The organism is Ulvibacterium sp., assembly GCF_028285715.1.
GTDB lineage: Bacteria > Bacteroidota > Bacteroidia > Flavobacteriales > Flavobacteriaceae > Ulvibacterium.
In genome coordinates this window covers 244,074-263,165 of sequence record NZ_JANQOO010000021.1, presented here as the reverse complement: position 1 = coordinate 263,165, position 19,092 = coordinate 244,074, and the positions used below count along the sequence as shown (strand labels likewise).

Sequence of the window (19,092 nt, the reverse complement as noted above, 5' to 3'; positions counted from 1 at the left end):
CACAAAAATAATCAATACCCCTTAGGTTAAGAAATCTGTTTCCGAAGCCTTATCTTTGCAAAAACATGCTTCATGAATAACGAGAAATCCGATGAGTTCTATAGCCGTTTAAAGGAACAACTTCAGGAAAGCACTAACTGGCCTTCCAACTACTTGTACAAGTTCATTGTTCCAACGGATACCGAGAAGATAGACAAGATACACGGCATTTTTGACAACACCGGGGCGGTTATTGAATCCAAGAAATCAAAAAAAGGAAAGTATACCAGTATCTCCATAACCGTAAACAGAAAAAACCCGGATGAGGTTATCCAAAAATATAAGGAAGTCGGTGCGGTGGAGGGCGTAATTTCCCTATAGGACGCGTATTTGGGTTATTTTTGTTATTTTGCACATATACCTGAAGAACGACTCCATACTAATTTTTAAGCTAAAATTTTTAATTTGAATCCAGTAGAAAATTTAGAATACAACACGGAACGCCCCAAGTTGATCATACCGGAATACGGCCGTCACTTCCAAAAGATGGTGGATCATGCGGTTTCCATTAAAGACGATTCCGAAAGAAACCGAGTGGCCAAAGCCATAATTAGTGTTATGGGGAATTTGCAACCCCATTTAAGGGATGTACCGGATTTTCAACATAAGCTCTGGGACCAATTGTTTATCATGTCCGACTTTAAGCTCGATGTCCAATCACCATTTCCCATCACTTCCAAAGAAGTACTGCAACAAAGGCCGGAACCCCTGGAGTATCCCCAGAATCATCCTAAATACCGATTTTATGGCAACAATATCAAGAGAATGATCGATGTGGCCGTGAAATGGGAAAAGGGCGATATGCGAGATGGTCTTGAATACGCCATTGCCAACCACATGAAAAAATGCTACTTAAATTGGAACAAGGATACCGTAGACGATAAGGTAATATTCAAACACTTGTATGAGTTGAGCGATGGTCAAATAAATTTGGTAGACGAAAACCTCACTGAAAGTGGGCAGTTCCTCAAGAACAGAGTATCCAAGACAGGTCGTGGCGGTTCCAATAAGAAAAACCAAAGAAACAATCGCGGTAAAAAACGATATTAACATTCCTGAACCTACATGGGAACATTTAAAATTGAAGGAGGCCATCAACTTTCTGGTGAAATAACGCCCCAAGGGGCAAAGAACGAGGCCCTTCAGATTCTATGCGCTGTCCTTTTGACCCCTGAAAAAGTGACCATCCATAATATTCCGGATATCGTGGATGTCAACAAACTGATATTGTTGTTGGAAGACCTGGGTGTAAAGATTCAAAAGAAAGGAAAAGGCTCCTATACCTTTAAGTCGGACGATGTGAATTTGGATTATTTGCAATCAGACGATTTTAAAAGGGATGGTAGGGGACTTAGGGGATCCATTATGCTAGTGGGTCCATTATTGTCCCGTTTTGGAAAGGGATATATTCCCAAACCTGGGGGGGATAAGATAGGACGTCGAAGACTGGATACCCATTTCGAAGGCTTCATTAATCTAGGGGCCAAATTCCGCTACAACAGGGAGGAACATTTTTATGGTGTTGAAGCCAAAAAGTTAAAGGGAACTTATATGCTCTTGGATGAGGCCTCCGTAACCGGAACTGCCAATATTGTTATGGCTGCGGTTCTTGCCGAGGGGGAAACTACCATATATAATGCGGCATGTGAACCCTATCTACAGCAACTTTGTAAAATGCTGAACCGGATGGGGGCCAAGATTTCGGGAATTGGATCGAATATGTTGACCATACAAGGGGTTGACCAACTGGCCGGTACCGAACACACCATGCTTCCGGATATGATCGAAATCGGAAGTTGGATCGGTCTTGCAGCTATGACCAAAAGTGAATTGACCATAAAGAATGTGAGTTGGAAAGACCTGGGTCTTATTCCTTCTGTTTTTGGAAAATTGGGTATCCAAATTGAACGTCGGGGCGATGATATTTTTATTCCTAAACACGAGGATGGGTATCAAATCCAGAATTTTATTGACGGTTCCATCCTTACTATTGCAGATGCGCCTTGGCCAGGACTTACCCCTGATTTATTGAGTATTATTCTTGTGGTATCAACACAGGCTAGGGGAGAAGTGCTTATACATCAAAAGATGTTTGAAAGTCGTTTGTTCTTTGTGGACAAATTAATAGATATGGGAGCGAAAATCATTCTTTGCGACCCCCACAGGGCTACGGTCATAGGCCACGATTTTAAATCTACTTTAAAGGCCACTACCATGGTTTCTCCTGATATTAGGGCCGGAGTTTCCCTACTGATTGCGGCTTTATCGGCAAAGGGTACCTCTACCATTCACAATATTGAACAGATCGATAGAGGTTATGAGGATATTGACACCAGGCTTCGGGCCATTGGGGCCAAAATCGTGCGGGTATAATCATTTTTCCACCAAAGACCCATCGGGATATTGAGCAAATCTTCCCTTCTCCTTAGGGTGCACATTGTCCGGATAGGGCCACGGCCAACCGCCAAATTGGGTGATACGATATTCCTGCATTGCCTTCTGAATTTCTTCCTCAGTGTTCATAACAAAGGGCCCATATTGTACCACGGGCTCCCCTAGGGGCCTACCTTGTAACATCAGAAGTGATGCCTCTTTCTCCCCATTTTTGATAAGTACGTCATGGGAAGTTTCCAATTCCATCCCAAAGTTTTTCGAGATCGTGTCTCCTCCAACCTTGAGTTCAGAACCTTCATAAAAATACAAGGTCCTGTTTATGGGAGTATCCGTTTTTGGAATGGTATAGGAAGCATTGGCGTTTAAATGAATGTTCCAGATAGCGACTTCGTTTTCGGTATTTGCCGCCCATGAATCCGGTGCTGGTTTTGGCGCCATGACATTTCTGTAGGATCCGGCAACTATCTTTACCGTTCCTCCCTCAAATTCAATAACCGGAATGTCCTCATGCCATAACATCCTAAAGTGAGGATCCACAAACTTATTGGCTTGGGGAAGGTTTAGCCATATCTGAAAAAGCTCTAGCGGATTTTCCTTTTCCGTATGCAACAGAGGGAACATCTCTGAATGTTGTACACCTCTACCAGCCGTCATCCACTGTACATCGCCTTGCCCGAAACGACCGGCGGCACCTAGGGAATCGGAATGGTCACAATACCCTTTGTTCACTATGGTTATGGTTTCAAAACCCCTGTGGGGATGGGACGGAAAACCTGGAATAGTCTGCCCGTGGTACATGCGCCAACCATCTTTTAAGGTAAAGTCGTTCCCCAAATTCCTTCCTTCCAGAGAGGCCGCCGGAGACATGTCTTCCTTTCCTTTGGGATAATGGTCCAGATGATACACACAGAATAAAAACGGATCTTGGGTCTTCCAGGGAAAACCTAAAGGAAAACTGTTTCTTATAGGACTTTTCATGAATAACGGTTTTGAAATTTGAGATTTTGAATTTCAGTAGCCAAGGTTTTGCGACATTTACTTCTATTCACCTGTTTTTTAAAAATAGGAAGGCTACATTTATTCTTTAATTTCCTCATAGGATACAAAGGCAAATCGTCTACTATCCGGTGCCCATGAAGGTACATTTATGGTGCCTTGGCCTCCGGTAAATTTGCATAGAGTCCTTATCTTCCCACTCTCCATATTATAAAGGCGCAAGGCGACCCTTTTCATGGGGGGATGCCGATCCCCCTGATCTTCCAAATACGAAATGAACACAAAATATTTTCCATTGGGGGAGGGGTGGGCGAACCAATTGGAATAGGAATCATCTGTGAGTTGTCTGGGAACACTGCCATCGGCTTTCATTCGCCATATTTCCATTTTTCCGGATTGCATGGAGTTGTAATAAATAAACTTTCCATCTGGGGAATATTCGGGACCATCATCCAATCCTGGCGAATCGGTTAATCTTTTTTCTTCTCCTCCCTTGGAGGGAACGCTAAAAATGTCGAAGTTATCGTTTCGTTTTGCCGTATAGACCAAGGTCTTACCGTCCGGTGACCAACCATGCCAATACGAAGGATAATTGAGGGTGATCAATTTTGGGATACCCCCGGCAATGGGCATGGTATAAATGCGGGAGGTGCCTGAAGTAGCGCCTTCAATCCTGTCATTGTTACTAATGGCCAGTAATTTCCCATCAAAGGAAATACCGTGGTCGTTGTTACAATTTTTAAGATTTCCCGTGGGGAGTAATTCCTTTTTATCGCCATCCACAGATACTTTATACAGCAAGCCTTTTTGGTTAATGATAAAATAGTCGCCGCTAGGACTCCAATTTGGGGCTTCAAAATGGGCTTGCTCCCGCAGTATTATTTTTCTTTCATTTGTTTCAATGTCAAATATCTCAAGTGTTGATTGGATTTGTTCTGATTGGGCACTCATAAACAAAGGGAGCAAGATTAACGGAAAATTGAAAAGCTTCATCTTCATGGGTCGAATCAATTTAGCAAGATTCTAAAGATAGTGGAAAATAACGGGTTTACAGTTCCCGGATTACTTTACAGGGATTGCCAAAGGCAAGTACATTTTCCGGAATACTTTTGGTGACGACTGAGCCTGCCCCAATAGTCGTATTATCGCCTATGGTGACTCCCGGCATTAAAACCGAATTTCCGCCAATCCAAACATTGTCACCGACTACTACAGGAAGTGTAGACGTTAAATAGGATGTTCCTTTTTCTTTGTTTTCCACAATCCTTTCCGAGGCCCTCAAGGGATGAAGGGCCGTATAAATTTGCACATAAGGCCCAATAAGACCGTTTTTGCCTATCGTAATCCGATTATTGTCCAAAAGAAAACAGTTGGCATTAATAAAGGTATTTTCACCAATGGAGATATGTTCCCCATAGTCACAAAAAAAGGGAGTCTCTATCCAAACGCCCTTCCCCAAATATTGAAAAAGCTCCCCCAAAAGTGTGTCTCGCCTCAGGATTTCCGTGGATTCCAATCGATTATATTCTTGGAAAATCTTCCTCGCCCTGTGATATTGATCGATCAACTCAGGACTTCTTGAATCGTAATTTTGACCTGAGAGCATTTTTTCCTTTTCGGTCATGAACGGGTTTTGGAAGAAGTGGTCAATGCCTCGATTTTCTTTTGAACTTCATCCGCTTCCGCATATTTGGTATCGCTGGCGGAGCGATTACTTTTGGAAAGATCAAAAGCTTCCTTCATTAATTTTTGATATTTTTCCTGTAGTTTTTCTACCTCCGATTTCTTCTTAAATAGTCCAAACATTTTTTAATCCTTAAAATCAATTTTTGAATGTGTACCGTCGCAGTATGGCTTGTTGGCCGATGCCCCACACCTGCAAAATGCTGTTGTCCGCTTTTTCCCTTCAACACTCCCATCCGCCAACATAACGGACAAGTCGCCTTGGATCAACAAAGGACCATTGGGCGAAACCTGTACTTGTATCCCGGATTCCGTTTCATTGCCCTCTTTTTCGTCGGCATTATCCATTTCATAGCTTAAGGCTCCAGAAGGACATTTCGAAATCTGGGCTTTTAATTCTACCGTACTTCCGTTTTCAGCCTTGATCCATGGCTTTTCATTGGGGTTGTACACATTGGGTAACGTATTAACGCAAATCGCCGAATGTATACAAAGTTTGGGTTTCCAAACTACGGTCAACTCTCCATTGGAATACTTCTTTACAATTTCTCGTTCGGCCATAATCAAGCAATATTAATTCCTTTTAATACCAATTTTTTCCATTCGGGATGACGCTTAATGTACATGGCCACGAATGGGCACATAGGCACCAAGGTCAAGTCCTTTTTTTCAATATCCTCTAAAACCGCTTTGACCAGGGACGTACCAATTCCTTGGCCCTCCAGGCCTTTGGGAACCTCAGTGTGCGTTAGATAAATTTTATCCTTGACCTTTATGTATTCTATTCTAGGGACAAGCCCATCAATATGAACCTCATATCGCTTGGCTTCCGGGTTATCTTTTAATTGTAGATCTTTCATTTTTTATTTCTCATATTATTTCGTTCCAATAGGTGGTGGTCCTTCCGGTACCATAGGTTTGTATACCTCGTTGCCTTTGCGTTGTTTGAATTCGGTTTTCACTTTTTCCACCAGTTTTGGATTTTCAAAAAGATCAACCGCGGTCATACCCAACGCTTTGGTAGCATGAACCATTCCCTTGTGTCCAATACTCATGCCGCCACACGCCACCACCGCCCACGAGTGCCATGGAGTACCCATTGGTGCCGTGGTAACCTTTAAATTGATATTGGGCACATTCCAGCTAACATCGCCTACATCCGTAGAACCTCCTCCCGGATGCTCCTTGGTCTCCGCAAAAGGCTTTAGGGTACTGTCCATGCCTACCTGGGGCTTGCCAGTCGCTTCCTGTATTTTTTTACCAAATGCGATTTCATCTTCGGTGTAGGTTAAAGGGTTTAGGAGCTCAAGATTATTTTGCATAATCTCGCCACCGGCCCGGTTGACCAAAACTTCGTAAATGCCGGAAATAAGAGAAATTTTATAATCCACATTGGCCATGATTGCCGCACCCTCGGCCATTTTTTGGACATGTTCGTATACGGGCAACATCCCCTTGCGTTTGGTATCACGGACCCGCACCCATAGTCTGGCATAGTCGGGAACTACATTGACCACTTGACCGCCATCTTGGATATGATAATGGATTCGGACTGTAGGTTTTACATGTTCACGGTAGTAGTTGATCCCAGTAGTGTAGAGTTCCAATGCATCTGAAGCACTACGCCCATTCCAAGGATCGCTGGAGGCATGGGCCGCTTGGCCAAAAAACTCGACCTTAAAATCGACCAAAGCCAGGGAACTCTGCACATCGGCCTCGGTCACCGCTGAAGGGTGCCAGCTTAAATTTACGTCCACACCGTCCCATAATCCTTCCCTAACCATCCATATTTTGCCAAAATACTTCTCCTCGGAGGGAGTCCCAAAAAATTTAATGGTGCCCTTGATCTTTCCTTGTTCCATTAATTCCTTTACGGCTATAGCGGAACCCAAGCTTGCGGCTCCAAACAAATTATGCCCGCACCCATGCCCCGAGTCACCTTCCTGTAAAGGCTCCTTGGTGGGCTTCACTTTTTGGGAAATTCCAGGTAGGGCATCGAACTCGCCCAAAACACTTATTACGGGACTTCCAGAACCATAGGTGGCCACAAAGGCAGTCGGCATACCTGCTACACCTCTTTCTACGTTAAAACCATTTTTCTCCGCATAATCTGCCAAAATTCGTGAGGAATCGTCCTCCTCAAATGCGGTCTCGGCCAAGGCCCAGATAGAATCGCTTATTGCTATCAGTTCGGCTTGATGCTTTTCAACGGATGCAATTATGGCCTTTTTGCTGGAGGTTAACTTTTGACCGTTCACGGCAACTCCAAGAAAAAGAAACATTATGAGTACAGTTGGTATTTTCATGGGATTGGATTAGCTATTGTATTTCTTCTTGTCGTGTTCGTATGTGGAGCGAATCAGTGCTTCAAGGACTTCCATGTCTATGTCCGACAACCGTTTGATATAAAGACAGGATTTGCCCATGGTATGTTTGCCTAATTTGGCCAAAAAGCCTTGATTGTATTTTACACCTGCACCAACATACAATGAAAAATTATGCTTACGTGGGGAAAAACCGATACTGAGCATATCACCTTCCCTTCCGGAATCGTATTTGTAATGGTAACTTCCAAAACCGATAATACTAGGACCCCACATAACAGGAGGTTCACCTGAGATTTTCTCCATTAAATTTAGCAATGTATAACTATCGTTTCTTTTGTTCCCATCTTCAATTTTATCTAAAAACTCCTGGACGGAAGCATTGGTGGGTACGGTCTTGTTATTGGACATTTCTTTGGTTTTTGGTCGTCCTCTAAAGATACTAAAAAAGGGAAATCATCCTACGGCAACCTTGTAGACCTTAAGGCAGCGTTCCCGGGCTTCCTTATGCTCAACCATCTTATCGGGATATGTTCTTGTATTATACTCCGGAGCCCATCTCGTAATATATTTTTCATCCAGATCAAATTTGGTGACCTGGGTCATTGGATTAAAAATTCTAAAATAGGGCGCCGCGTCCACTCCACTGCCAGCGGCCCATTGCCAATTCCCCACATTGCTGCTCATCTCATAGTCCAACAATTTTTCGGCAAAATAAGCTTCCCCCCAACGCCAGTCGATCAACAAATGTTTGCACAAAAAGCTGGCAACCAACATGCGTACCCGGTTATGCATGTATCCGGTCTCATTGAGTTCCCGCATTCCAGCATCCACTAACTTGTAACCGGTTTCTCCCTTCTTCCATTTTTCGAACTCCTTTTCGTTATTTCGCCATGCGATGCGATCGTATTTTAATTTAAAGGCTTCGGTCACCGTTCTCGGATAGTGCCAAAGGATTTGCATGAAGAACTCCCGCCAAATAAGTTCGTTCCAAAACACTTCGTTTTTTTCCGCAATCGCCTTTTTAAGCATCTTCCGAATGGAGACCGTGCCAAAACGTAAATGCGGTCCAAGACGCGATGTGCCGTTTTCTTTTGCGGGATAATTACGGGTAGCTTCATATTGCCGAATTAGGTCGGAAGAGACATTATAATCAGGAACTTTTATGGCCGATTCCCTGAAGCCAATATCGGCAAGGGAGAGATTGGGTAGATCAGTTTGGTTTATCAGATTTTGGAGATGAGGAAGCGTGTCATGAGGCGTGATGTGCTGGCCAGCATCAAACTTTTCCTTCCATTTCCTCATGTATGGGGTATACACTACGTAGGGGTTACCATCATCCTTGACAATCTCGTTCCTTTCAAAAATGACCTGATCTTTAAAGGTCTTCAATTGAATGTTTTTCCTTTCCAAAAGCTTTTGGATAAGCCTGTCCCGTTCCCTTGCATAAGGTTCATAATCATGATTTGTATATACCGCCCGGATATCATATTTGCCGAGTAGACCTTTGAGGATGGTCTCAGGTTTTCCGTGATACATGGCCAAGGAGCTTCCGAAATCCTTTTGAAGTAAGCTACGTAGGTATTGAAGCCTTTGGTGGATAAAGGCGACACGTGCGTCATCCCTGGGTAGTCTGTCCAGGATTTCGGTATCGAAGATGAAGATTGGAAGTACGGGAAGATTGCCTTTCAAGGCCTCTAAGAAACCAACATTATCATCTAAACGTAAATCTCTTCGAAACCAAAAAATTGAAACTTTGGAATTCATACTACGAAATACTCAAAGTAGACATTCCTCCATCGACCCGGACAACCTGACCTGTCATCCAATTGCTTCTTTCGCTCAAAAGGAAGACGGCCATATGGGCAATATCTTCCGCGTGGCCTACACGTTTTAGCGGATGCCGCCCGGCCATATTCTCTATTTTTCGCTCATTATTGAGCAATTTGGCGGCCAGCGGGGTATCTACTAGGGACGGGGCTATTACATTGACTCTTAGTTTAGGGGCATATTCCGCTGCCAAGGATTTTGCGAAACCCTCTATCGCCCCTTTGGAACCGGCCACGCTGGTATGAAATGCCATCCCTTTTGCCACGGCCACTGTGCTGAAGAATACCATGCTGGCATTTTCATCCATTTTTGGTATGATTTCCTTGACCACCTTCACCAGCCCAAGAAAATTCACCTTCATATCCTCTTCAAAGACCTCTAGGTTCATCATTTTGAAAGGCTTTAAGTTTATGCTCCCAGGGCAATATACGAAACCATGTAGTACTTCTGGTAGAACGGATAAGTCAAGATTATCCTTGGTAACGTCAAATGGAATATATTGGCACTGGATGTCTTCCAAACCTTCTTGGGAACGGGATGCTATAAAAAGCGCACGGGTTTCATGGAGTTGCTGGGCTATAGACCTTCCAATGCCATGGGAACCCCCTATTAAAAGGATATTTTTCTTCAATTCAAAAGGATTTTAGGGATAATTCATTGGGCAGATTTTCCACCTTTCCAAAAAGTTCTACGAGCTTTTGTTCTCGGTACTTGAAAATTTGTGTTAGCTGTTTTTTGACCAGTAAGGGATGAGCCATCTGGCCAAAAATGCCCAACGGTAACTTATAATCAATGATATCCTCCATCTCCACACCCTTTTCTATGCTTTTCAAAAAGTGTTTATGGTGCCAAAGGGCATACGGACCAAAACGTTGTTCATCCACAAAATACTCCCCTTCGATTACATGGGTAATTTCAGTCACCCATTTGGTGGTATATCCTGGAAAAGGAGTCACGGTGTATTGTATTATCTGACCAGGAAACATGGGACGTTCCGCTCCCGAAAGTATATGGAACCCCATATGATTCGGGGTAATCACTTTAAGATTGGCGGGACTTGATAAAAAATCCCAAGCTTCTTTTTTTGTAATGGGCAAAGCTTGCTTGGAATGTAGTTGATACAGTTTCATAAAGGAATTTGTACAAATATAAAATCAAAATTGTTTAACAAAAAAATAAAAAGGTTAAACAAATAATAAAAATACCAATTTAGCTACCTAATTCATTGAATATCAATTAGTATAATCAAATAATTCCGTACTTTTTTGTACATTGAAAATAAAACTCTTGTATAGGGCCCTATTTTCATATTACCTTCTTTTTATGCCGTGTCTTTTCATTGCGCAGGAGAGTGTAAGAACACTTGGCCAACTTCCGGGAACAGTTTCGGAAACCTCTGGACTTATTTTTTATAATGGGAGATTGATTACACACAATGACTCCGGTAATGAGGCGAAACTATTTGAAATAGACACGACCACCCTGCAGGTTGTTCGACAGGTGGCCATTTCCAATGCCCAAAACGTGGATTGGGAAGATATGGCCCAGGACGAACTCTATATCTACATAGGGGATTTTGGAAACAATTTGGGCATACGTCGGGATTTGAAAGTCTACCGTGTTTCCAAGGAAGATTATAATTCGTCTGATAGGGTCAAGGCAGGAGTCATTTCTTTCGAATATGAGGATCAAGAGGATTTCTCAAACAATGGACACAGTGATTGGGACGCAGAAGCCCTATTTGTTCTAGGCGATGAACTTGTGGTACTTACCAAACAATGGCTGGCCTACGGAACTTCGGCTTATGGAATTCCCAAGAACCCAGGGGAGTATGTTGCCAAGAAGTTGGACGAATATCCAATAAATGGTTTGGTAACGGCAGCTACTTTAAATCCAAATACCAACGAACTGTATTTAATAGGGCATTCATTTACCCTAAGTCCTTTTTTGGTTGGTATCAAGCAAGTAACACAGACCTCTATTTTCACTGGGTATATGGAACGCTTAAATTTGGATATAGGCCCGACCCAAGTGGAGGGTATTACCTATATCAACAACGATTCCTATTTTCTCTCTTCGGAAATGTTCCCAGGAAACGACCCTTCAATGACTTTGGAGCCCCTTCTTTTCTCCTTTAATACCAAGATTATGGAGGGCAGTGAAGGGATTCCCGTGGATGATGCGGTAGACTCAGGAGATAATCTTCTAGATATTAGGGAAGAGCTTCTCCTTTTTAAAAGGTTTGGGTCAAATATGTTGGAATATAGATTGGTAACCTCGGAATCCGTTTATGGGTATTCCATTTTTGATACCGCGGGTAGGCGGGTCCAACATAAAATTCGACCTGGAATCCCAGAATCCACAATCGATGTATCCACTTTGAAATCTTCCATCTATTACCTTACCTTTTATTTTGGCAACAAATCCTCCACTAGGCCATTTATTTGTAACTAAAATCGGTACATATCTTATTTAAGACTTCCTTAACAAACATCGCTCAGGTTTATATTTAGTTTTGTGCGTAACTCAAAAACTTTATATCGATGAAAGAATTAATAGCTCTTCTTTTTATTGCGGCCCTTTCATTTCCTTTGGAGGCGCAAGTAAATACACCGGCGCCGAGTCCTTTTTCCCGATTGGAACAAAAAGTGGGATTGACCGATATTGCCGTTGAATATTCCCGACCTTCTATGAGGGGAAGAACCATTTTTGGCGATTTGGTACCGTATGATAAACTGTGGCGCACAGGAGCCAACGCGTATACTTTGGTCTCTTTTGGCGATGATGTTAAAATAGCTGGTAATGCGGTAAAAGCAGGGACCTATTCCATTTTTACAAAACCAGGCAAGGAATCGTGGGAAGTATTTTTTTATACGGATACCCAAGGTGGAGGTACACCAAGAAATTGGGATGACAGTAAGGTAGTGGCCCAAGTTACCGCTCCGGTATATCCAATGCCTATGGAAGTGGAAACCTTTACTATTACCTTGGACGACTTAAAGACAAATTCGGCCAATTTGGGCCTTCTTTGGGAAAAGACCTATGTTGCCGTACCTATTGAGGTACCTACTGATGCCGCTGTTACCGAGAGTATTGAACGCGCATTGAACGGTCCATCGGCAGGAGACTATTATGCCTCTGCCGTTTACTACCTTATGGAAGGAAAGGATATTAACAAGGCTAAGGAGTGGATGGACAAGGCCATGTCAATGACCAAAGAGCCCGCATTCTGGCAACTACGTCAGCAATCATTGATTTTGGCGAAAGCCGGGGATAAAAAAGGTGCCATTGCAACTGCGAAGAAATCTTTGGCCAAGGCAGAGGAAGCAAATAATGCGGACTATGTAAAAATGAACAAAGCTTCCCTTAGGGAGTGGGGAGCCCTTTAAAATAAAATTGAAAGTAGTTTTAAGCCCGTGTTTGCCACGGGCTTTTTTGTGCTTTGTACTATCTTTAGCCTAACAACTGTAGAATATTTCGGGTTATGTATAAGGTGCTTTTTTGTCTGGCGTTTTTCGTTCTTTTAATCTCATGTAATAATACTGTTGAGCAACCTGTTTATACGGCAGAAAAATGGGAAAATCCCGAATGGGAAAATCCGGAAATCTTTCAAATCAATAGAGAAGAACCTACCGCCTCTTTCTACAGATACGTGAGCGTGGCCGGGGCCCTAGGAAACCAAAGTTGGGAGAACTCCCCTTTGTACCGTTCATTAAATGGAACCTGGGATTTTTACTGGGCTAAAAATCCACAAGCCCGCCCTCAAGACTTTTATGAAAAGGGATTTGACGTTTCAGCTTGGGATACCATAATTGTTCCCTCCAATTGGGAAGTACAAGGCCACGGAATTCCTGTTTATACCAACATCACCTACATGTTTCCTCCCGATCCGCCTTTTATTCCCCATGAAACCAACCCAGTAGGCAGCTACAAACGCCAGTTTGAGGTTCCCCAAGAGTGGGAAGGTAAAGACATTTATCTTCATTTTGAAGGTGTGAGTGGAGCTATGTACATATGGGTAAACGGGCAAAAAGTGGGGTACAATGAAGGGAGCAAGACCCCTGCAGTTTTTAATATTACGGATTATGTGGTTCCAGGTGAAAACTCAGTTGCCGTACAAGTACTGCGCTGGTCCGATGCCAGTTATTTGGAGGATCAGGATTTCTGGCGTTTGAGCGGTATTGACAGGAATGTATACTTGTACGCCACCAATAAGACCACCATTAAGGACTTTAGGGTAATAGCGGATTTGGAAAATGGATATACCGACGGATTATTTCGGCTTTCCGTAGAAATTGCAAATCCTGGGGATCAGGAATTGGAGCTACAACTTTTGGACGGCGATACCCAAGTATTTCGAAGTTCCAAAAAAGTAACCTCTGGAAAGGATATATCACCCATTACCTTTGAGCGGACACTTCCCGATGTACAAACTTGGAATGCCGAAAAGCCTTATTTGTATACGCTGTTATTGAAACTAAAAGATGCTGATGGAACCCTAATGGAAGCGGTTAGTTTTAAGACCGGTTTTCGAAAGATAGAGATTAAGGACAATCAATTTCTGGTCAACGGGAAACCTGTGCTGATCAAGGGGGCCAATCTTCATGACCACAGCGATGTAACGGGTCATGTGGTAACCGAAGCCCTAACGTTAAAGGACCTTACATTGATGAAACAAAATAACCTTAATGCCATTCGCTGTAGCCACTACCCCAAGAATCCCCATTTTTATCGTATGTGCGATGAATATGGATTTTATGTCATCGACGAAGCGAACATTGAGATCCATGGTATGGGGGCCACCAACCAGGGACTGGATGATAACGAAGAGGCCCAGTCAATACATCCAGCCTATTTGCCGCAATGGAAAGCCATGCATTTGGATCGTACAAAACGCATGTTTGAAAGGGACAAAAACTTTACTTCGATCGTTACCTGGTCTTTGGGGAATGAGGCTGGGAATGGCCAAAACTTTTTTGCCACCTATGATTGGTTAAAATCTAAGGATACAACCCGTCCCGTGCAGTATGAAGGGGCTACCGCTTATGAAAATACGGATATTCAAGCGCCGATGTATATGCGCATTACCGATATGATTTCTTATGCCGAAAGTGACCCCGGACGGCCGTTGATTCAGTGCGAGTATGCCCATGCTATGGGCAATAGCCTTGGAAATCTTAAAGAGTATTGGGACGTAATCGAAAAATACGATGTTTTGCAAGGTGGATTTATCTGGGACTGGGTAGATCAGGGTTTGTTGACCAAAACTAAAAGTGGCGAGGCCTACTGGGCCTATGGTGGAGATCTTGGGGGACAAGACCTACAAAATGATGCAAATTTTTGTTTGAACGGGGTAGTAAATCCGGATAGATCGTCCCAACCCCTATTACATGAACTTAAGAAGGTATATCAGTACATAAAGTTTAGGGGGGAAAATGCAAAATCTGGAACAATAGAGGTTACCAACGGTTACGATTTTACGAATTTAAGCGAATATCACTTTGGTTGGGAATTATTGGAAGAGGGTGTAAAAGTGGCTTCTGGAGACCTTCTTGGAATTGGGTTAAGCCCTTCGGAATCAATGGAATGGAACATAGACCTGCCCAAGTTGGATAATAATGAAGCCGAGTATTTGCTGAATGTATACGCCAGGACCAATTCAAAAACTGCCTTGATTCCCAAGGGCCATTTGGTGGCCTATGAACAGTTTTCCATTTCTGACTATGTTCCCAAAGTTTTTGAGACTAGGGATTCAGGAAACGGTTTTTCCATTACTTCACAAGAAGATATCCTTGTCATTTCCGGAAAGGGTTTTGAAATGAAGTTCAACAGTGGTAAAGGAGAATTAATATCCCTGGATTATGGTAATGGAAATATATTGCTGCAAGGGATGCGTGCCAATTTCTGGCGACCGACAACCGACAATGATTTTGGCTATAATATGCCTGAAAAGCTTGGTAAATGGAAAGATGCCTCGGAAAACCAGGATTTCATGGGACTTCGTGTATCTTCCGACAAAAACAAAACCTCCATTGATGTGGTAAAGCTTGCAGAAAATCCATTTGAGATCAACGATGATACACTTACAATAACCACTACTTTCGCAATGGCCTCTGTTGGCGGGAAGGTAGAAATTACCTATGATGTCAATGATAAGGGTGAGATACGGGTTACAAATCAACTTATGGATATCAAGGATGACCTACCTGTACTGCCACGCTATGGAAACAATTTTATTATCAACAAAAAATACGATCAAGTAACCTGGTATGGTCGCGGGCCTCATGAGAATTATGAAGATAGGAAAACTTCAGCTTTGGTCGGTAGGTATATGGCTCAAGTAGCCGATTTGTATTTCCCTTATATTCGTCCTCAGGAAAACGGTAACCGTTCCGATATTCGTTGGGTCCAGTTCGTTGATAATCAAGGAAAGGGTATCGAGATTTATGCCCCTGAACTATTTAGCTTCAGCGCACACCACCAATACAATACCGATTTTGATGCCGGGGAAACCAAACAACAAAGACATACGTATGATATTGTGGTACGGGATTTGGTCAACATTAATATAGACCACCGCCAAATGGGGGTAGGGGGTGATAATAGCTGGGGCCTAATGGCCTTGGAAAAATATCAAATTCCAGCGACCAATTTGTCCTACAGTTATATCATAAAACCAATTCGATAAAAACATAGTTTTATTTATGGGGATACCTGCTTCGCAGACCATTGCGCAAGCTCCCAAACATCTGTTGGAATAGTGTTCCCGTTTTTGCCTGTATTTGGATCTTGTGCCAACTTTAGGGCCGACTGGCCTACACCATGGTTTTCGCCAATAAGTCCTTTCAGATATTCCTTAACGCTGGCGAAACTATCGTTGTCAAGTTTTTTTGCCGCCAGGAGTCCATAGAGGTGGTTGATGGTATTTTTTTGCTCCGAACTTTGGGTATAGGAAACGATATTTTCCAAAAGGGATTTACTTTCTTGCGATTTACCCAGTTTTTGCAGGGTCAATGCCAAAAGAAAATCCTGCTCGCGTTCATCGGGGTCATACGGTTTTCCCACCCCAATATTTTCAGGCCATTCCTTGGATTTTTCCAGGACCTCCTTAGTCTTGGCAAATCTACCTTTTTTGTAATGCTCCAAGGCCACGGCCATATGCGCCCTTTCATAAATATACCTGCTTTCCTGTGCATGTTCATAAGGTAAAATTTGAATTTTTTCCAGAACTTTAAGCACTTCGGCATGTCTATTGGTGTTTACCGATGCCTTGGCATGGGAAAGACCAATACCATAGTTGCCCGGGAATTTTCGATATGCTTTTTTGGATAGGCCATAGGCTTCCTCATATTTCTTATGCTGCAGATAGAATTGAATGTTTTCTTCCCATACCCTCCAATTTGAAGAATTGAGATCCAAAGCCTTTTTGAAATCGCTCAATCGTTGGGCATATGGATTCTCGTCCATTATTTCAGCACGAAAGCGATAAAAAATATCATTATCTGGCTTTTCTTTTAGGGAATTTAGTAGCTCCTTGCCCTGTTGCTTAAGACCTACGGCCAAATAGTTTTGCGCCAAATAATACTTTAATTTCCAGTAATCCGTCTGGGTTACGGCCCATTTCAGAACAGCCAAGGTCTCACCGCGGTATGGAAATACAAAATCTATGGGCTCTAGCGTCAATTCATTTAATAAAGATTTACTTTGTGCATCATCCTTATTTCGTAACAAATAGGCAATCCAAAGCTTATTTTTGGTTGTTTTGCTTTTTCCTAGGATGGCAAGGGCCTCATCCTCCATCCCGTAACCGTAATAAAGCAGCGCCAATTCCAATAAAGTTTCTTCAGGGAATTCATTATGAATTTCCAAATCGATAGTATCAACGGAAGCCATAAATGCCTTTTCCGTCAATGTAAATTGGTTCAATGGATCGATCCTAAGGATGGTCTCGATATGGCGCTTGAATTCATCGGTTTTCTTTTCTTTTCTAGAAACAAGGGTTAGGACATATTGGGCGTGCAAACTGTAGCGGTTAAAATCCAAGGCCTTTTCGGCATACATTTTTGCCCGGTCATAATTTTTGGATGCCAAATAAATCTCTGCCATCTTGTAAAAGGCGGCATTTCTATATTTGATGTCGCGGGCGGCCCAACCCAATGATTCCAAGGCGTTGATGGTATCTTTAAGGGCTTGGTAGGCAAGGCCGGCAAAGTAATTGGCATCTGCGTTATAGGTATCCAACCGCAACACGGTATTGGCATGGCCGAGCGCTTTTTCAAAATTGGTTCTTCGAAGCTCTAGTTCCGATAGCTTTACCAACCCATCTTGATGATAAGGGTCAACTTCCAAAAGTTTGGAGAAAAGCTCGTGTGCCTGGGCATAATCCCTATACTTCATGGCTTCCCAACCATCCGTATAAAGTTGTTCTGTTTCCGAGAGTCTTGCCTTTGCATCTGAATCAAAAGGTCTTTTAATTCGATTCCTTTCTGCATCATTGATAAAATGTAGCTCACTGCCTTGTATTTTAACCTCTATTTTGTCGGAAGACTTTGCGGCTACCTTTTGGGAGAAAATTTGCATTGGCTTCAAACTCAGCTGTTCTGAATACACCTCCTTGTCATTGACAATAATTTGAATCGTTTTATTCAAATCCTGCAATGCGTTCACCCCAACATACATTTCATCGCCCTGCTGGGTTACATTAAGGACACCATCTTCAGAAGCATCTACCATCCCCCCAATTTCCTTAAAGGGGAACCATATCTCGCGCCAGCGATCCATTACATAGGGATCAAAATTTGCCTGAGTAATAGGATTTGCCACTTGTGCAGGGGAGAACTGATTGAACAATCGGCCTGCTTGAAATTCCATGTATTGCCCATCGGTATCCGTTAATAGATCTTCCCAAATACCACCGTATCTAGATAAGGCCCATAACCATAGTTTTTGACCGGGCATCTCTTCATAGGGGGCCCAATGGCCAAATCCGAATTTTTTATCGTGATAATAGCCTCCAAAGAAATCTTCGAATTCCCCGACCACATGTTTCGATTTTGAGCTTCCATAGCGGTTGTTTTTATAAAAGGCCGTATTTCTCCCTTCGCTATCAAAGGGCCATGGCCGGGCGGTTCCATTGTGTTCCAGATACTGGTCGCCGGGATAAATAAATTCCAAATCATCGGCCACAACTGCGGCGGCGGTCATCCAATTGTAGTAGGATTGGTTCACGGAAGTTCCATTGTACCAATACGCCTTGGTCTCCACATAGGCCTTGTCCGCCTCCAATCGGATTTCAACCCCCCAATTGGTCCGGGCTGTCAAATCCATAGTACCCACGATACAACTTACGCTGCCATCTTCATTTTCCCGGGTTATGTAATCCACGGGGGTGGCGGTGTCCGGACTATGTCCAATCAATCCAAAATTAAACTCTATGCCCCCAGAAGTCCAGGGTCCACGCATAGCAATGTTCCTGAACTTCATCACCTCATTTTTGTAGAGGAATTCTTCCCCTGTACCCTTATCGATGGCTCCCCATATCTTACCCCCGACCTCCGGAAGTACAAAGACTTGGATATAGTCATTTTCCAAGGTAACTACTTTCCATGGTCTTTTTTTGGAAACCTGATCATAACCATAAAACTTGAAATAGGGAAAAATCTTCGGATTATCCGCTAATATGGGCACGGGATCGGGATCTTGGAACCCATAGGTATCCAACATGAGGACTTCATCTTTTATACTTACGGATTGGGCCTGTACTGTTGATAGACTGATAAACAATACTATGATGAAGGATATGCAACGTTTAAGGTGCTTCATGTTT

General features: G+C 42.9%; 18 protein-coding genes. 6 read left to right on the top strand and 12 right to left on the bottom strand.

What is annotated here, in order from left to right; all coding sequences use genetic code 11:
- Nucleotides 1-72 precede the first annotated feature (72 nt).
- The 3 genes from Q0993_RS15185 (at nucleotide 73) to murA (ending at nucleotide 2,412) form a co-directional block, all read left to right on the top strand.
- Nucleotides 73-360: a DUF493 family protein gene (locus Q0993_RS15185; protein WP_299534551.1), complete on the top strand. Its 288-nt coding sequence runs from the start codon at nucleotides 73-75 to the stop codon at nucleotides 358-360.
- Between the two features lie 84 nt (nucleotides 361-444).
- A complete protein-coding gene (locus tag Q0993_RS15180; protein ID WP_299534548.1) occupies nucleotides 445-1,089 on the top strand; it encodes a DUF4290 domain-containing protein in 645 nt (214 codons plus the stop codon).
- A gap of 15 nt (nucleotides 1,090-1,104) precedes the next feature.
- The gene (murA, locus tag Q0993_RS15175; RefSeq protein WP_299534546.1) at nucleotides 1,105-2,412 is read left to right on the top strand and encodes a UDP-N-acetylglucosamine 1-carboxyvinyltransferase; all 1,308 of its coding nucleotides are present in this window, start codon (nucleotides 1,105-1,107) and stop codon (nucleotides 2,410-2,412) included.
- On the opposite strand, the gene Q0993_RS15170 is transcribed toward murA, so the two are convergent.
- The 11 genes from Q0993_RS15170 to Q0993_RS15120 form a co-directional block, all read right to left on the bottom strand.
- Nucleotides 2,413-3,411 (bottom strand): pirin family protein, encoded by a 999-nt coding sequence (locus Q0993_RS15170; RefSeq protein WP_299534544.1) that lies wholly within the window; start codon nucleotides 3,409-3,411, stop codon nucleotides 2,413-2,415.
- 99 nt (nucleotides 3,412-3,510) lie between these two features.
- Complete coding sequence (locus Q0993_RS15165) at nucleotides 3,511-4,428, bottom strand: DUF5050 domain-containing protein (protein WP_299534542.1); 918 nt, start codon at nucleotides 4,426-4,428, stop codon at nucleotides 3,511-3,513.
- A 49-nt stretch (nucleotides 4,429-4,477) separates the two neighbouring features.
- Nucleotides 4,478-5,053, bottom strand: a complete 576-nt coding sequence (locus Q0993_RS15160) for a sugar O-acetyltransferase (RefSeq protein WP_299534540.1) — start codon at nucleotides 5,051-5,053, stop codon at nucleotides 4,478-4,480.
- Nucleotides 5,050-5,235 carry a Lacal_2735 family protein gene (locus tag Q0993_RS15155; RefSeq protein ID WP_299534538.1) on the bottom strand — a complete coding sequence of 62 codons (186 nt, stop codon included), beginning with the start codon at nucleotides 5,233-5,235 and terminating at the stop codon, nucleotides 5,050-5,052. The genes Q0993_RS15160 and Q0993_RS15155 overlap by 4 nt, the downstream gene beginning before the upstream one ends.
- A 3-nt stretch (nucleotides 5,236-5,238) precedes the next feature.
- Nucleotides 5,239-5,673, bottom strand: a complete 435-nt coding sequence (locus tag Q0993_RS15150) for a (4Fe-4S)-binding protein (RefSeq protein ID WP_299534536.1) — start codon at nucleotides 5,671-5,673, stop codon at nucleotides 5,239-5,241.
- 2 nt (nucleotides 5,674-5,675) lie between these two features.
- The gene (locus Q0993_RS15145) at nucleotides 5,676-5,972 is read right to left on the bottom strand and encodes a GNAT family N-acetyltransferase (RefSeq protein WP_299534534.1); all 297 of its coding nucleotides are present in this window, start codon (nucleotides 5,970-5,972) and stop codon (nucleotides 5,676-5,678) included.
- A 15-nt stretch (nucleotides 5,973-5,987) separates the two neighbouring features.
- Nucleotides 5,988-7,418 (bottom strand): amidohydrolase, encoded by a 1,431-nt coding sequence (locus Q0993_RS15140; RefSeq protein WP_299534531.1) that lies wholly within the window; start codon nucleotides 7,416-7,418, stop codon nucleotides 5,988-5,990.
- Nucleotides 7,419-7,427: 9 nt separating this feature from the next.
- A complete protein-coding gene (locus Q0993_RS15135) occupies nucleotides 7,428-7,847 on the bottom strand; it encodes a DUF1801 domain-containing protein (RefSeq protein ID WP_299534529.1) in 420 nt (139 codons plus the stop codon).
- A 45-nt stretch (nucleotides 7,848-7,892) separates the two neighbouring features.
- On the bottom strand, nucleotides 7,893-9,203 hold the full coding sequence (locus tag Q0993_RS15130; RefSeq protein ID WP_299534526.1) for a deoxyribodipyrimidine photo-lyase: 1,311 nt from the start codon (nucleotides 9,201-9,203) through the stop codon (nucleotides 7,893-7,895).
- 1 nt (nucleotide 9,204) lies between these two features.
- Nucleotides 9,205-9,897 carry an SDR family NAD(P)-dependent oxidoreductase gene (locus Q0993_RS15125; protein WP_299534524.1) on the bottom strand — a complete coding sequence of 231 codons (693 nt, stop codon included), beginning with the start codon at nucleotides 9,895-9,897 and terminating at the stop codon, nucleotides 9,205-9,207.
- Nucleotide 9,898: 1 nt separating this feature from the next.
- A complete protein-coding gene (locus tag Q0993_RS15120) occupies nucleotides 9,899-10,396 on the bottom strand; it encodes an SRPBCC family protein (protein ID WP_299534522.1) in 498 nt (165 codons plus the stop codon).
- A 193-nt stretch (nucleotides 10,397-10,589) separates the two neighbouring features.
- On the opposite strand from Q0993_RS15120, the gene Q0993_RS15115 reads away from it, so the two are divergent.
- From Q0993_RS15115 to Q0993_RS15105, 3 genes are all read left to right on the top strand, one after another.
- Entirely contained in the window at nucleotides 10,590-11,720 is a 1,131-nt protein-coding gene (locus Q0993_RS15115) for a T9SS type A sorting domain-containing protein (protein WP_299534519.1), read from the top strand.
- An 89-nt stretch (nucleotides 11,721-11,809) separates the two neighbouring features.
- On the top strand, nucleotides 11,810-12,655 hold the full coding sequence (locus Q0993_RS15110; protein WP_299534517.1) for a DUF2911 domain-containing protein: 846 nt from the start codon (nucleotides 11,810-11,812) through the stop codon (nucleotides 12,653-12,655).
- A 95-nt stretch (nucleotides 12,656-12,750) separates the two neighbouring features.
- Nucleotides 12,751-15,954, top strand: coding sequence for a glycoside hydrolase family 2 TIM barrel-domain containing protein (locus Q0993_RS15105; RefSeq protein WP_299534515.1), 3,204 nt, complete (start codon nucleotides 12,751-12,753; stop codon nucleotides 15,952-15,954).
- Between the two features lie 14 nt (nucleotides 15,955-15,968).
- On the opposite strand, the gene Q0993_RS15100 is transcribed toward Q0993_RS15105, so the two are convergent.
- Entirely contained in the window at nucleotides 15,969-19,088 is a 3,120-nt protein-coding gene (locus Q0993_RS15100; RefSeq protein ID WP_299534512.1) for a DUF5107 domain-containing protein, read from the bottom strand.
- Nucleotides 19,089-19,092: the final 4 nt, after the last annotated feature.

Excerpts from the sequence above, each read along its gene's own strand:
- Q0993_RS15185 (WP_299534551.1), top strand. The coding sequence starts at position 73 with ATGAATAACGAGAAATCCGATGAGTTCTATAGCCGTTTAAAGGAACAA.
- murA (WP_299534546.1), top strand. The coding sequence starts at position 1,105 with ATGGGAACATTTAAAATTGAAGGAGGCCATCAACTTTCTGGTGAAATA.
- Q0993_RS15170 (WP_299534544.1), bottom strand. The coding sequence starts at position 3,411 with ATGAAAAGTCCTATAAGAAACAGTTTTCCTTTAGGTTTTCCCTGGAAG.
- Q0993_RS15165 (WP_299534542.1), bottom strand. The coding sequence starts at position 4,428 with ATGAAGATGAAGCTTTTCAATTTTCCGTTAATCTTGCTCCCTTTGTTT.
- Q0993_RS15160 (WP_299534540.1), bottom strand. The coding sequence starts at position 5,053 with ATGACCGAAAAGGAAAAAATGCTCTCAGGTCAAAATTACGATTCAAGA.
- Q0993_RS15155 (WP_299534538.1), bottom strand. The coding sequence starts at position 5,235 with ATGTTTGGACTATTTAAGAAGAAATCGGAGGTAGAAAAACTACAGGAA.
- Q0993_RS15150 (WP_299534536.1), bottom strand. The coding sequence starts at position 5,673 with ATGGCCGAACGAGAAATTGTAAAGAAGTATTCCAATGGAGAGTTGACC.
- Q0993_RS15145 (WP_299534534.1), bottom strand. The coding sequence starts at position 5,972 with ATGAAAGATCTACAATTAAAAGATAACCCGGAAGCCAAGCGATATGAG.
- Q0993_RS15140 (WP_299534531.1), bottom strand. The coding sequence starts at position 7,418 with ATGAAAATACCAACTGTACTCATAATGTTTCTTTTTCTTGGAGTTGCC.
- Q0993_RS15135 (WP_299534529.1), bottom strand. The coding sequence starts at position 7,847 with ATGTCCAATAACAAGACCGTACCCACCAATGCTTCCGTCCAGGAGTTT.
- Q0993_RS15130 (WP_299534526.1), bottom strand. The coding sequence starts at position 9,203 with ATGAATTCCAAAGTTTCAATTTTTTGGTTTCGAAGAGATTTACGTTTA.
- Q0993_RS15120 (WP_299534522.1), bottom strand. The coding sequence starts at position 10,396 with ATGAAACTGTATCAACTACATTCCAAGCAAGCTTTGCCCATTACAAAA.
- Q0993_RS15115 (WP_299534519.1), top strand. The coding sequence starts at position 10,590 with ATGCCGTGTCTTTTCATTGCGCAGGAGAGTGTAAGAACACTTGGCCAA.
- Q0993_RS15110 (WP_299534517.1), top strand. The coding sequence starts at position 11,810 with ATGAAAGAATTAATAGCTCTTCTTTTTATTGCGGCCCTTTCATTTCCT.
- Q0993_RS15105 (WP_299534515.1), top strand. The coding sequence starts at position 12,751 with ATGTATAAGGTGCTTTTTTGTCTGGCGTTTTTCGTTCTTTTAATCTCA.
- Q0993_RS15100 (WP_299534512.1), bottom strand. The coding sequence starts at position 19,088 with ATGAAGCACCTTAAACGTTGCATATCCTTCATCATAGTATTGTTTATC.